Here is a 12,370-nt window from a genome sequence, read left to right as displayed (position 1 = left end):
GGCTCCGCCACGGTCTCCCAAGGGGGCAGCAGCACGGTGACGGATACCCGCGGGGCCAAGCCCCAGTACGACGCGTACGCGACGGGGCCACTGCCCGGCGAGCGGGAGAATCCCGCTCAGGGGCAGACCGGTCCGTACCACCCGCCGCAGGCGTACCCGTCGCCGCACGGCGACGGCGGTACGCAGGGCGGCCAGCGGACCGGCCAGACGCGCAAGCCGCGGACGGGCGCCCGCACGACGCCGCGCACCCGCAAGGCGCGGCTGCGGGTGGCCAAGGCCGACCCGTGGTCGGTGATGAAGGTGAGCTTCCTGCTCTCCATCGCGCTGGGCATCTGCACGATCGTCGCGGCGGCCGTGCTGTGGATGGTCATGGACGCCATGGGGGTCTTCTCCACGGTCGGCGGGACGATCAGCGAGGCCACGGGCTCGAACGAGTCCAACGGCTTCGACCTCCAGTCGTTCCTGTCGCTGCCCAGGGTGCTGATCTTCACTTCGGTCATCGCGGTGATCGACGTCGTCCTGGCGACGGCGCTGGCGACGCTCGGCGCGTTCATCTACAACATCTCCGCCGGTTTCGTGGGCGGCGTCGAGCTGACGCTCGCCGAGGACGAGTAACCGATTTTGGGACTGGCCGCGACGTGCGCTAATCTTCAGGAGTCAGCGCGCGAGACACCTCGCAGAGCGCGGCGGGGCTATAGCTCAGTTGGTTAGAGCGCATCCCTGATAAGGATGAGGCCACAGGTTCAAATCCTGTTAGCCCCACAGTTTCGAAGGCCCCGGTCCATTGGACCGGGGCCTTTTGCGTGTCCGGGGTTCTGGTGCGTCAGGGGCCGCTGATGTGTCAGGGGCCGCTGGTGCGTCCGGTGCGGGGTGGGTGGGCAGTGCTGCGGGCGGTGTGTGCCCGGAGTGGTGTGGGGGCATACGGGGGCGCCCCGGGTGGTCTCGGGGAGAGACCGGGCCCGGGGCGCTGCGACGGGGCGGGGGCTGTCAGGGGTCTGCCGGGGCCGCGTCCGTGGCGTTGGACGGCAGGTGCCGCGCGGCCGGCGAGGAACCGTGTGCCTCGGCCCTGATGCGCTGCTTCATCGTGGGCGGCCGGGAGCTGGGGCGTGACAGTGTCCAGCGGGCTGTCTGAGGGGCCTGGAGGGCCGCCACCGGGCTCGTGGCCGTGTGTTCGTGGCTCACGGCCTGCTGCGTCGTGGCGGCGGCCGGGGCGGCGAGGCCCAGCGAGGCGAGGATCGCGAAGAACGCGGCGACGAGAGCGGTCCAGAGGTTCTTGACCTTGGTGGTGGCCATGATGGCCCCTCACTTTCAGGTGGTCCGGTTTGCTTACCTTTCAGATGATGTGGGCGCACCTCGGGGAATGCGGGGAGCGACGCCACCGATCCGTAGATCTTCAGATGAACACCACCCGGACGGCCCAACGGGCCCCGGGGGGCGGTAGGTCACCGATCGGTATCGGTCGGTGTGTATAGTCGGGCGGCAGAAGTCTCCTACGTCAAGAAAGACGAGGTCGCGCGGTGAAGAAGCTTCTCCTGGTCGCACTGGCCGCCATCGGCGGGCTCCTCGTGTACCGCCAGATCCAGGCGGATCGCGCCGAGCAGGATCTGTGGACGGAGGCGACCGACTCCGTGCCCGCAGGTTCGGGTGTGTGAGACGGATACAGGTCTGACGGAAGCCCCGGTCGCCGAGAGCGGCCGGGGCTTCGTGCTGTCCGGGGCCGTACGGTCCGGGGTCGCGCTGTCCGGGGCGTTCCTGCGGCTCGGTTTGCGGATGTTGTTCGACCGTGATGCCCGCCACCTTGAGTTCGCCTGCGCAAATCAATAGCTTGCATGGGCAAACGCAGGGCTCCGGTGCGATGCGCTCGCGCTCGTGGAGAAGCCGGACAACAGGGGTGATCCGGCCGCACTCGCAGACAGCGGCGGGACGCGCGGGGCAGGATGGGGCGGACCCGCGGCCGCCGGGGCGGCGGGCGTCGTGACCGCGGCCGTCGCGGCCCCCGTGCCCTTCCGGCGCGCGGCGCGGGTCGGCAACGGAGACGACGAGGGGACGTACGTGAAGAGGCAGCGCGGCAAGGGCCGGGTGATGCTCGCCGGGGCAGCGGCGATGTGCGCGGTGGTGGCGCTGCCGGGGAACGCCTGGGCGGCCGGGGAGCCGAGTCCGTACGCCTTCGACAGCGGGGCGAAGAAGATCGCGGGCGCCGCGCAGACCGGCGACGCACCCACCATCGAGGCGGGCTCCGTCTACCGGGACTCCATCAGGGGCGGCGAGAAGCGCTACTACCGGATGGACCTGGACGCCAAGGCCAACGTGTACGTCTCGGCGGTGGCCGTGCCCCGGCTGAAGACCACGGTGAAGTCCTCCGACAACATCAAGGTGACCATCCAGGACGGCAACGCCTACAACTGCAGCTACGACGACGCGGACTTCGGGCTCTCGGAGTTCCCGCGGCCGATCGCCAACAACGCGCTGCGGGGCATCGGCGCGGACAAGACCGACTGCCAGGAGGCCGGCTCCTACTACGTGGTGGTGGAGCGCAAGAGCGAGGGCACGTCGTCGCCCGATCCCTGGGAGCTGGAGATCAGCCCCGTGACCGAGCCGGGTCTTGAGCCCGGCTCGACGGCCCCGCCCAAGGCCCCGGAGAGCTGGCCCAGCCAGTCGCCCGCCCCGGTCGGGGGCGGCCCGAAGGAGCGCGCGGGAGGCACCGGCTTCTTCGACGCGCCGGGGCTGGAGAGCGGCGAGTGGAAGACCAGGATCGAAGCGGGCGAGTCGCTCTTCTACAAGGTGCCGGTGGACTGGGGCCAGCAGCTCTTCGTCGCGGCGGAGCTGGGCAGCAGCAAGTCCTTCGACGACGCCCGGTACGTGTCGGGCGCCCTCGACGTGGAGGTCTTCAACCCGGCGCGCGGCCTGGTGGACGACGCCTCGACGATCACGTACACGGGCAAGCAGGTGACGGCCGCGGTCGACCCGATGCCGCCCGTGGCGTACGAGAACCGCACCGCGTCCCCGAACAACGTCTCGGAGACGCGCTTCGCGGGGTGGTACTACCTGCGGGTCGCGCTCAGCCCCGAGGTGAAGCGGAAGTTCAGCGACGAATCGCTCGGGCTGAACCTGCGGATCAACGTCACGGGCAAGGCGAAGAAGGGGCCCGCGTACGACGGGGACCCGGGGATCTTCGCCGTGACCTCGGACGACAAGGAGGCGGCGGCCAGCGGGCAGAGCACGGCCGAGCAGTCGGACAACGGCACGATGAAGCTCGTCGCGGCCGCGGGGATCGGCGCGGGGACGGTGCTGGTGCTGGGGCTCGGCGTGTGGACGCTGCTGGGACGCAGGCGGGCGCTCGGGGGCTGAGGCGGCTTTGGGGCCGGGCTCGGGTTTCGGGGCCGGGCTCGGGCCGGGGCTGAGGCCGCTCAGATCTGGGTCAGGGCCCAGAAGCCCACGGCGAAGCAGATCAGGGCGACGACCAGCACCGGGACCGCGACCTTCGGGGGCGGTCCCGATCGCTTCTGCGGCGCGTGCCCGTGGGCGTGTGCGCGCACGGGGGTCGTGACCGTCGAGGCGAGGGGCGCGGGGGCGTACGAGGGCGCCGCGGCCGGTGCCGGTGCTTGTGCCGCGAGGGGGTGCTGGTGTGCCGGGGGCTGGGAAAGAGGCGCGCCGTGAACGGGAACCTGCTCGTCGTGAGCGGTGTATGAACGAGTAGGAGGCTGCTGGTACGAGACCGCTGCCGTCGGGGTCTGGGAGGGGGAGTCCAGATGCTCGGAAACCGGAGTCTGAGCTGGCGCGGGCGCGGGCTGCGGCGGGGGCGGGGACAGGTGGAAGCTGCCCGTCTCCGACATCCGCTGCGGCTGCGGTACGTGGGAGGAGGCGGTCGTCGCCGGGTGGGCGCCGGTCGGCGTGCCCAGGTGGGTGGCGGTCGGGACGCCGGGGTGCGGGCTGGTCGGGTCGGCGGACTGCTGGGGCTGCTGCTGTGCGAGCTGCTCGGGCTGTGCGGGTTGCTCGGGCTGCGAAGAGCGCTCGGGCTGGGCGGGGCGCTCGGGGCCGGACGGGCCGAAGCCCGCGGGGAGCGGGCCGATCTGGTCGAAGACCTCGACCGGCTCCTCGTCGGGGCCCGGCTCGGGAAGCATGTCGACGGCCGTCGTCAGTGCCTTGCGCGCGCCCGTGGCCGTGCGGAACCGCGCCTGCGGGTCGGGCTGGAGCAGCCCGGCGATGACCTGCCACAACGGCTCGGGGATGCCCTGGGGCGCCCCGGGGGTGCCGTGGGTCGTGAAGTGTTCGACGAGGGCCTCGGAGTCGGGCTTCTGGCCCTGGAGGAGATAGAGCGCGACCAGACCGACCGCGAAGAGGTCCGCGGTGAAGTCGGGCTCGGCGCCCAGCAGCTGCTCGGGCGCGAAATAGCCCGGGGTGCCCACGACGTAGTTGGTCTCGGTGAGGCGCGGCTCGCCCTTGCGCATCGAGATGCCGAAGTCGGAGAGGCGCAGGTGCGGCCGCTTGGTGCCGGTGGACTCCAGCAGGATGTTGGCCGGCTTGATGTCGCGGTGGACGACGCCCTCCGCGTGCACGGCGGCGAGCCCGGCCAGCAGCTGGTCGAGAAGGGTGCAGACGAAGCGGGGCGGCAGGGGGCCGTAGTCCCCGATGACGTGGGCCAGCGAGCCGCCGCTCACCAGGTCCATGGTGAACAGCACCTTGTCGTCGTCGGCCGCCCAGCTGGCCGGAGCGAGCACGTGCGGGTGGTCGATGCGCAGCGCCTGCTCGCGCACGAAGCGCAGCAGCGTGTGCGCGTTGCTCTGCTGCAGGACCTTGGCCGCCACGTAGCGGCGCCGCCGGTGGTCCCAGGCGCGCCAGACGGCGCCCACTCCACCGCGCCCGATCGGGTCGATCAGCTCGTACCGACCGGCGAAGACCTCACCCATTGCGCTCTGCCCGCTCCCAGTAGACCTTCGCTCAGCTCTGGTGCGCCTCGTAGTGCGCGACCGCTTCGGCGGTGCGCCCGGCGCCGTACACCCGGAGGAACTCTGCCAGCTCGGGGTGGGTCGGTGCGAGGGAGTCCGCCGCATCGATGATGTCCCCCGCCGCGGCGACGGAACGCAGCAGCGACTGGATCTCACGGACCACGCGCCGCACGGTCGGGGCGCCCGCGCTGTTCGTGGTCTGCGAGGTGCCGGTCAGGACGGAGCCGCCCTGGGACTTCTTGATCTCCTCCATGCGGTCGGTCGCCTCCGCGGCGCTGACGCTGCCGTCGGCGACGAGGCCGGAGAGCTCCTGGAGGGCCTGGACGCGCTGGACCACGGCGGGGTTGCCGATCTTGGCGCGCTGGCCGCTCATCAGCTGGGAGAGCATGGGAGCGGACAGGCCGAGCACAGCGGCGAGCCGGGCCTGGTTGAGGCCGAGGTCGTCGATGAGGCGGCGGAAAAGAGCCCCCAGCGGCTCGCCGTACCAGCTGCGCTGGAGCTCCCGTGCTCTTGCCGTCGCTTCCTGTTGTGCTGCGTCCATTGCGTCTCCCCATCGCTGCTGCTTCGCTGCTGCGAACCTCCGGCAGCATCCTACGGAGAGCGGTCGTTGACCGGGAGTCCCAATCCTTTTGCGCGATCCAGGGGGTGACCCGGTATTCTGTTCTGCGTCGGTCGTCGTGGCGAGTTTTCGCCCGGCACTGTCACCCATCCCGGGGCCTTAGCTCAGCTGGTAGAGCGCTGCCTTTGCAAGGCAGATGTCAGGAGTTCGACTCTCCTAGGCTCCACTTCGATAGACACCCTCTGACCTGCGGAAACGTTGGTTCAGGGGGTGTTTTTCGTGCCCATCAGAGGGCACCGCGTGCCCACTGATGGGCACGCGGTCGCCCGGTCCTCTCAGTAGTTGCGGGCCTATCGCCTCTCCAAGAGATCTCTTAGGACCAGGAGTGACGCTGTGGGCAACCAGGTCGGCCACCGCACAGGGGACCTCTTGCCACAAGGCGGAGCGAGAGGCTCTGGAAGTCGTGTGAAGACGGGGATGGGGTGGCAGCCTGGTATGGAAGGATCCGGATGCCCAGGGCAGCAGGAAGGAGAAGAACGTGATCGACAGGTTCACGGACGGGCTTCTCACGTCTGCCGAGACGTCCGCCTATCTACAGATTCCGCAGTCCACGCTGCACAGCTGGTTGCGTGGTACGGCGGCGGGTGCGCCGTTGGTGCACCAGGTTGAGCCGTTGCGCCCAAAGCAGCCTTCGTTGCCGTTCGTTGCTGTGGCTGAGGCGTACGTGCTGCGATCGCTTAGGGACCTGGGCCTGCGGATGAGTGAGATCCGTGAAGCAGCCGGGGCTGTACGAGCTGCCTTCGACACCCCGTACGGCCTGGTATCGAAACGGATCGCGACTGATGGGGTGGACATCTTCGTCGAGCATGGTCTTGGCGACTTGCGGAGGGCCCGAGACGGCCAAGCACCCATCCATGAAGTTGTCGCGGAGTACTTGCGATATCTGTCATGGGAGGCGGGGGATGACTTCCCTTCGAGCCTCCAGCTGAAGCAGTACCCGTCTACGGTGCCTGTTGTGATCGACCCACGGTTCGGGCACGGACTGCCTGTCATCGAAGCCAACCGTGTACCGGTGAAGGCAGTGTCAGATCTGTGGGAGGCCGGAGAGTCGGTCGAAGACATCGCGTACGAGTACGAGATGGAGCCTGAGCAGGTGGACTTGCTGTGCCGGGCTGTGGTGCGACTTGCCGCCTGAGTTCTTCCTGGACCGGAATCTTGGGCGTCGCGTCGCTGAGGAACTGCGGGCGCGTGGTTGGCGGGTGCACCGGATCGGTGATGTCTTCGCGGGCGACGCACAAGACGTCCCTGACGAGGAGTGGATCCTGCACGGACTCGGCCGTGGATGGGTGCCGCTGTCGAAGGACGGACGAATCAAGACGCGGGACCAGGAGATCCAACCGGTGAGGGATCACGCGGCAGTGCTCTTCTACCTGGACAATCAGCAGCTTCGCAGCGTCGAGATGGTGGAACGTCTCCATGCGAGGCGAGACGCGATCCACCAGGCGATCGCTCGTGGTGGTCCTGCGGCCTACGCTGTACGTGCCGAGCGGATCGAGCGCACCTGGCCCTGATCCGTACCTCTGCGGGAACAGGCCAGCGAACGCGAAACGTGTTTGCGGTTGTGTAGATCTCTCGGTGCTGGCGCGATAGTGAGCGTGAGGGCGTGCTGTCGGAGTGGCGCCGGTGGGGCGTGCTGTCGGGGCGGCTTGGCGGGAGGGGACTGGGGGCTTTCGCTTCGGTTCGTCATCCTGGATCAACCGTTGAGGTTCCGCTTCTGTGCAGGTGATGGCCAATAGCGCGGGAGGTGGTGCCGCGAGGTGTCCTCCCCGGCTACGGGGGCCCAGGCGGGTCTGGATCGGGCTTCAGGGCGGTGGCGCAGGTAGCGGCACGGCAGTAGCTAAGTAATTTATGTATGCAAATTTGTTTGGTCTGTAGTGGTGCCTCCCCAGCTGGACCACCAAGACCCTGGCCTGTGGAAATGTGGGTGGGGGTCAACCTCTCTTGTTCGAGGGTTGCTTGGGGGTGGATCGGGCCTAGCGTGTGGGGCGTTCGAGCGGCGGGCAGGGGGCTCGCCGGACCTCACGGGGAGGGTTCACCAGTACTCATGCCCATTCGACGTTTCGCCGGGCTCGCGGCCACGAGCGCCGCGCTCGCGCTGTTCGCCTCGGTCGGCTCCACCGGTAGCGCCGCTGCCGCCATCTATCCGTCCACCTACGGGTGCGCGCCCGGCAAGGCGTGTCTGTACTACAACAGCACGTCCACGCCTTCCGACTCCATGGCGGGGAACTGGAGCGGCCGGATCTCCAGCCTGCAGATCGTCAACAACGGGGTGGCCGAGCCGTACCAGGACCACATCCGGTTCACCGCCGAGAAGTACTCGCCCACCAGCGGAGTGGTCAAGTACAAGGGCTGTCTGCACTACGCCTTGCCGAACGCGGCGGGCGGGCAGTACAAGGTCGACCTCAAGCCGACCAACAGCTACGGGTTCACCGTGACGTCCCTGACGTGGGGCGGCGAGTGCAAGTCCACTGAGAAGGTGCTGGAGTTCGCCTGATCGGCGGGGATACGGGGGTACGGGGGTACGGGGAGCCCTCTGGCCTGCGGGGAACGCGGGGCAGAGGGCTTTTCCGTGGGTGTTCTGCGGGGGCTCAGCGGGTCGTCAGGCTCTGTAGGCAGGTGAGCAGGGTGCGGGACTCGATGTTGAGGTAGTGGCTGTGGCGGATCAGGGCCGCCAGCTCGGGCAGCGGGATCCAGCGGTGGTCGGGGCCCGGGGGCTCCTCGGGGCGGGCGGGGTCGGCGGCCAGGACCACGTAGCGGTTGCGGGCGTGGTGGAAGCGGCCGCCCTCCTCCGAGAGGACCGAGTCGAACAGGATCCGCTCGGGCGGCGCCGCGAGCACGTGGTCCAGGAGCGCGGGCCGGGCGGCGGCCGGGAGGCCGGTGTAGTTCTCGGGCGTGCACTGCACGGTGGGGGCGAGCTCCAGGACGTCGGTGTACCCGGGCTCGACGCGGGCGTGCACGAGCGCCTGGAGGATGCCGTCCACGCGGCGGGTCAGGAACGCCGAAAGACCGGTGCCGTGCGGTTCGACCATGGGTTGCGACCAGCCGCGCACCTCGCGGCCCTCGGCCCGGACGTCCACCGCGATGACGCTGAAGAACCGGCCGCTCTCGTGGGAGATGCGGTCCGCCGAGCGGTGCCAGTGGCGGACCTCGTTCAGCGGGACGCGCTCGACGCGCGGGTCGTGGCGGGTGCGGGCCTCGGTGATCCAGCTGAGGAGTTCGGCGGGCAGCGGCGCCGCGTCGTCCGTGCCGTCGGCCCCGAACGGGTGCGGGAGGCAGGCCAGGACGCTGCGCGAGTCCATGTTGACCAGGTCGTCGACGACCAGCAGCCGGTGCAGCTGTCCCAGGGTCAGCCAGTGGAACCCGTCCAGGACCTCGACGTCGTCGTCGACCTCGACGACGATGTTGCGGTTGCGCTTGCCGTAGAACCAGCAGCCCTGTTCGGACTGGCGGACGTCGGCGATGACCCGGTACCGCGAGGCCTGCTGGAAGTACTCGACGTAGGAGACGGCCGCGCCCCGGTGGACCCGGGCGTAGTTGCTGCGGGTGGCCTGCACGGTCGGCGAGAGCTGGAGTCCGTTGCAGTTGCCGGGCTCCATCTTGGCCTGCATGAGGAAGTGCAGGACGCCGTCGAACTCCTTGGCGATGATGCCGAGGATGCCGATCTCCGGCTGGTGCAGCACCGGCTGGGACCAGGCCTCGACCGGGCGGCCCGGCATCGTCACGTCCATGCCCTCGACGCTGAAGAACCGGCCGCTGTCGTGGACGAGGTTGCCCGTACCCGGCTCGAAGCCCCAGCCGCGCAGGTCCGCGAACGGGATGCGCTCGACCCGCGACCCGTCGGCCGCGCGGCGCTCGTCGAACCACTTCTGGAAGCCGGCCAGGGTGACCGTGGAGCTGTCGGCCGTCCGCGCCGAGCGGGCGACCCGGGCCGCGAGACTGCTCGCGGAGCGGCTCGTCGCGGTGCTCACCAGGCCCACGCCTCGGGTCCGGGGCCGCCGTTGCCGATGGGCGGGAACAGCCGCTCCAGCTCGGACAGCACGTCGTCCGTCAGCTCCAGCCGCAGGGCGCTCAGCGCGCTTTCGAGCTGGCCGATGCTGCGCGGGCCGATGACCGGGGCGGTGATCCCGGGCCGGGACATGACCCAGGCCAGGCCCACCTCGGCCGGGTCGGCCCCGATGCCGTCGCACAGCTTCTCGTACGCGGCGATCGCGTCGCGGTGCTTCTCCAGCGCCTCCTTCGCCCTGCCCTGCGCGGTCTTGACGGCCGTACCGTCCCCCAGCTTGCGCAGCGCACCGCTCAACAGGCCGCCGTGCAGCGGGGACCAGGCGAGGACGGCCACCCCGTAGCGCTGGGCGGCCGGGATCAGCTCCAGCTCGATGTGGCGGGTGACCAGGTTGTAGACGGACTGTTCGGAGACGATGCCGAGGAAGTGGCGGCGCGCGGCGGCCTCCTGCGCCTCGGCTATGTGCCAGCCCGCGAAGTTGGACGAGCCCACGTACCGGACCTTGCCCTGCTGGGTGAGCATCTCCATCGCCTGCCACACCTCCTCCCAGGGGGCGTGGCGGTCGATGTGGTGCATCTGGAACAGGTCGATCCAGTCCGTCCCCATGCGCCGCAGCGATGCCTCGCAGGAGGCGATGATGTGCCGGGCCGAAAGGCCGCCGTCGTTGGGGCGGTCGCTCATCGGGTTGAACACCTTGGTGCCGAGCACGACCTGCTCGCGGCGCCCGCCGCCCTGGGCGAACCACTCGCCGAGCAGTTCCTCCGTGAACCCCTTGTGGACCTGCCAGCCGTACTGGTTGGCGGTGTCCAGGAAGTTGATGCCGCGGTCCAGGCCGCGGTCCAGGATCTCGAAGCTCTCTTCCTTGGTCGCCCGGACTCCCAGGTTGAGCGTGCCCAGGCAGAGCCGGCTCACTTGGAGGGCCGTGCGGCCGAGGTAGGTGTATTCCATCTCTGATTCCTTCACCGGTGCGGGTCCTCTGCGGCTGCGGCTTTCCATTGGTCGGTGATCGAACGCTCCAGCGGGATCCGGGGCGACCAGCCCAGTGCCTCGCGAGCGCGGCCGACGTCGGCCCGGGTCCAGTTCGCGCCGTTGCTGCGCACGGCGCCCTCCTGCCTGTGCACGAGCTCCGGCGGCACCGCGGAGGCCGTGACGAGCAGGTCGAGGATCTCCCGCACTTCCACCGCGGTCCCCTGCCCGATGTTCAGGGTCGTGCCGGACAGCGGGGATTCGGCGGCCCTGACGACCGCGTCCGCCACGTCGCGCACGTCGACGAAGTCGCGGCGGGCGTCGGCGACGGTGAGCCGCGCGGGCGCGTCGGGCGCGGCCGCGCGCAGCAGGTCGGCGACCTTCCCCAGGAAGCTGCCCCGGGGGGTGCCGGGGCCGCACACGTTGGTGATCCGCAGGACGAGCGCGTCGACGCGGCCCGCCAGGGCGGCGTCCAGGACGGTCCTGGTGCCCGCCAGCTTGGTGCGCCCGTACAGGGTGACGGGGGCGGGCGGACGGTCCTCGGTGACGGAGACGCCGTACGGGAACTCGCCGTACTCGTGCACCGAGCCGAGGTGCACCAGCCTGGGCCGTCGCGCCATGCCCGCCAGGGCCCGTACCAGCGTGTCGACCAGGTCGGTGTGGGAGCGGACCATGTCCTCATCGGTGCCGTCCCAGCTGTCCGTCGCCGCGTTGACGACGACCCGGACGCCGGCTGCGTCCAGCAGGGCGGTGAGCTGTCGCGCGGTGGCCGAGAGCACGTCGAGGGCGGTGAACTCGGCGGGCAGCGGCTCGCGCGGAGGCCTGCGGGCCACGGCGAGCACGCGGTACCCCCGGCGGGAGAAGGCCGTGCAGAGGTGGCGGCCGATGAATCCCGTACCGCCGATCACCGCGACGCACGGCGTGTCCTGAGCGGTCCGGTCGGGGCCGGGTGCTGTGGGGGTGTCCATGGCTCCTGCCTCACTCACTCTCACTCACTGCCAGCGGAAGAGTCGGGCGGCCAGCACGCTGCACAGGGCGCCGACGCACGCGAGGACGACCAGGTGCAGCGTCTGCGGCCACTGCCCCTCCCAGGAGTCCCGCAGGGCCTGGAGGGTCGCGCCGAGCGGGGTGTAGTCGCCGATGGTGGCCACGGTGTCGGGCAGGTCCTCCTTCGGGAGGAACACCCCGCCGAAGAACAGGCTGGGGAACAGCAGCGACAGGCCCATCGAGGTCGCCGCGCGGCTGCCGGGCGCCACCGCGGCGACGAGCAGGCCGACCGAGAACAGCGCCCAGGCGCCCAGCGCGAACGTCAGCAGGAAGGCGGGGACCTGCTCGGGCAGCGCCGTGTCGAAGGCGATCCGGCCCACGGCGACGACCAGCACCGCCGCGACGACGGCGGTGGCCAGGTTGATGACGAGCTGCGCGAACAGCAGGTTCACGGGGTGGACGGGGCTGGCCGCCATGCGGCGCAGGATGCCCTTCTCCCGGTAGGTCGCCAGGGTGGTGGGCAGCAGGTTCAGCGACAGCATCGTGAGGCACATCGACATCGCCATGGCCGGTACGAACGCGGCCATCGCCGCCTTCTCGGCGGGGGTGTCGTCGGATTTGCCGGTGACGATGTGGAAGATGCCCAGCAGCATGAGCGGCAGCGCGATCACGAAGAACACCGCGGTCGGATCGCGGAGGAAGAGCTTGGTCTCGACGAGGGTGAGCTGGGAGCGCCCGGTCATGGCTGTCCTCCTGACGGCCGGGGGCCGCCTTGGATCGGTGGCTGCCGCGGGGGTCGGCAGCGAGTCGTCTTGGGGCCCGGCGGGGCGGATGGGTTCGGTGGGGCCG

At 70.1% G+C, this 12,370-nt stretch carries 13 protein-coding genes and 2 tRNA genes; 8 read left to right on the top strand and 7 right to left on the bottom strand.

Annotated elements, in window-relative coordinates; all coding sequences use genetic code 11:
- Positions 1 to 36: 36 nt before the first annotated feature.
- On the top strand, positions 37 to 615 hold the full coding sequence (locus ACIBNE_RS14095; protein WP_399271516.1) for a DUF3566 domain-containing protein: 579 nt from the start codon (positions 37 to 39) through the stop codon (positions 613 to 615).
- 73 nt (positions 616 to 688) lie between these two features.
- Positions 689 to 762, top strand: a tRNA-Ile gene (locus ACIBNE_RS14090).
- 225 nt (positions 763 to 987) lie between these two features.
- Here the strand turns inward: ACIBNE_RS14090 and ACIBNE_RS14085 are convergent.
- Entirely contained in the window at positions 988 to 1,293 is a 306-nt protein-coding gene (locus ACIBNE_RS14085) for a DUF6344 domain-containing protein (RefSeq protein WP_399271517.1), read from the bottom strand.
- A 224-nt stretch (positions 1,294 to 1,517) separates the two neighbouring features.
- Between ACIBNE_RS14085 and ACIBNE_RS14080 the strand changes: the two genes are divergently transcribed.
- Positions 1,518 to 1,652 (top strand): DLW-39 family protein, encoded by a 135-nt coding sequence (locus ACIBNE_RS14080; protein ID WP_003958712.1) that lies wholly within the window; start codon positions 1,518 to 1,520, stop codon positions 1,650 to 1,652.
- 217 nt (positions 1,653 to 1,869) lie between these two features.
- The gene (locus ACIBNE_RS14075) at positions 1,870 to 3,348 is read left to right on the top strand and encodes a hypothetical protein (RefSeq protein WP_399271518.1); all 1,479 of its coding nucleotides are present in this window, start codon (positions 1,870 to 1,872) and stop codon (positions 3,346 to 3,348) included.
- A gap of 59 nt (positions 3,349 to 3,407) precedes the next feature.
- Here the strand turns inward: ACIBNE_RS14075 and ACIBNE_RS14070 are convergent, their stop codons facing one another.
- On the bottom strand, positions 3,408 to 4,907 hold the full coding sequence (locus ACIBNE_RS14070) for a serine/threonine-protein kinase (RefSeq protein ID WP_399271519.1): 1,500 nt from the start codon (positions 4,905 to 4,907) through the stop codon (positions 3,408 to 3,410).
- Between the two features lie 31 nt (positions 4,908 to 4,938).
- Entirely contained in the window at positions 4,939 to 5,487 is a 549-nt protein-coding gene (locus tag ACIBNE_RS14065; RefSeq protein WP_399271520.1) for a helix-turn-helix domain-containing protein, read from the bottom strand.
- Positions 5,488 to 5,658: 171 nt separating this feature from the next.
- On the opposite strand from ACIBNE_RS14065, the gene ACIBNE_RS14060 reads away from it, so the two are divergent.
- The 4 genes from ACIBNE_RS14060 (at position 5,659) to ACIBNE_RS14045 (ending at position 8,059) form a co-directional block, all read left to right on the top strand.
- Positions 5,659 to 5,731, top strand: a tRNA-Ala gene (locus ACIBNE_RS14060).
- A gap of 312 nt (positions 5,732 to 6,043) precedes the next feature.
- Positions 6,044 to 6,700 carry a DUF433 domain-containing protein gene (locus tag ACIBNE_RS14055; protein WP_399271521.1) on the top strand — a complete coding sequence of 219 codons (657 nt, stop codon included), beginning with the start codon at positions 6,044 to 6,046 and terminating at the stop codon, positions 6,698 to 6,700.
- Positions 6,690 to 7,076 (top strand): toxin-antitoxin system, toxin component, PIN family protein, encoded by a 387-nt coding sequence (locus ACIBNE_RS14050; protein ID WP_399271522.1) that lies wholly within the window; start codon positions 6,690 to 6,692, stop codon positions 7,074 to 7,076. The genes ACIBNE_RS14055 and ACIBNE_RS14050 overlap by 11 nt, the downstream gene beginning before the upstream one ends.
- Before the next feature lie 533 nt (positions 7,077 to 7,609).
- A complete protein-coding gene (locus tag ACIBNE_RS14045; protein WP_399271523.1) occupies positions 7,610 to 8,059 on the top strand; it encodes a hypothetical protein in 450 nt (149 codons plus the stop codon).
- Between the two features lie 94 nt (positions 8,060 to 8,153).
- Here the strand turns inward: ACIBNE_RS14045 and ACIBNE_RS14040 are convergent, their stop codons facing one another.
- Genes ACIBNE_RS14040 through ACIBNE_RS14025 form a run of 4 tightly spaced genes read right to left on the bottom strand, consistent with a single transcriptional unit; the run spans position 8,154 to position 12,264 of the window.
- Entirely contained in the window at positions 8,154 to 9,536 is a 1,383-nt protein-coding gene (locus tag ACIBNE_RS14040; protein ID WP_399271662.1) for an NDP-hexose 2,3-dehydratase family protein, read from the bottom strand.
- Positions 9,530 to 10,516 carry an aldo/keto reductase gene (locus ACIBNE_RS14035; RefSeq protein ID WP_399271524.1) on the bottom strand — a complete coding sequence of 329 codons (987 nt, stop codon included), beginning with the start codon at positions 10,514 to 10,516 and terminating at the stop codon, positions 9,530 to 9,532. Before ACIBNE_RS14035 ends, ACIBNE_RS14040 begins: the two co-directional genes overlap by 7 nt.
- Before the next feature lie 11 nt (positions 10,517 to 10,527).
- Positions 10,528 to 11,502: an NAD-dependent epimerase/dehydratase family protein gene (locus ACIBNE_RS14030; RefSeq protein WP_399271525.1), complete on the bottom strand. Its 975-nt coding sequence runs from the start codon at positions 11,500 to 11,502 to the stop codon at positions 10,528 to 10,530.
- A gap of 24 nt (positions 11,503 to 11,526) precedes the next feature.
- Complete coding sequence (locus ACIBNE_RS14025; RefSeq protein ID WP_399271526.1) at positions 11,527 to 12,264, bottom strand: ABC transporter permease; 738 nt, start codon at positions 12,262 to 12,264, stop codon at positions 11,527 to 11,529.
- Positions 12,265 to 12,370 lie beyond the last annotated feature (106 nt).

Origin of the sequence: Streptomyces sp. NPDC050504 (genome assembly GCF_044458065.1) — a bacterium.
Taxonomy (GTDB): Bacteria; Actinomycetota; Actinomycetes; order Streptomycetales; family Streptomycetaceae; genus Streptomyces.
The sequence above is the reverse complement of the archived record's forward strand: the minus strand, read 5'-3'. Positions and strand labels throughout refer to the sequence as shown.

Excerpts from the sequence above, each read along its gene's own strand:
- ACIBNE_RS14035 (WP_399271524.1), bottom strand. The coding sequence starts at position 10,516 with ATGGAATACACCTACCTCGGCCGCACGGCCCTCCAAGTGAGCCGGCTC.
- ACIBNE_RS14085 (WP_399271517.1), bottom strand. The coding sequence starts at position 1,293 with ATGGCCACCACCAAGGTCAAGAACCTCTGGACCGCTCTCGTCGCCGCG.
- ACIBNE_RS14025 (WP_399271526.1), bottom strand. The coding sequence starts at position 12,264 with ATGACCGGGCGCTCCCAGCTCACCCTCGTCGAGACCAAGCTCTTCCTC.
- ACIBNE_RS14065 (WP_399271520.1), bottom strand. The coding sequence starts at position 5,487 with ATGGACGCAGCACAACAGGAAGCGACGGCAAGAGCACGGGAGCTCCAG.
- ACIBNE_RS14045 (WP_399271523.1), top strand. The coding sequence starts at position 7,610 with ATGCCCATTCGACGTTTCGCCGGGCTCGCGGCCACGAGCGCCGCGCTC.
- ACIBNE_RS14030 (WP_399271525.1), bottom strand. The coding sequence starts at position 11,502 with ATGGACACCCCCACAGCACCCGGCCCCGACCGGACCGCTCAGGACACG.
- ACIBNE_RS14070 (WP_399271519.1), bottom strand. The coding sequence starts at position 4,907 with ATGGGTGAGGTCTTCGCCGGTCGGTACGAGCTGATCGACCCGATCGGG.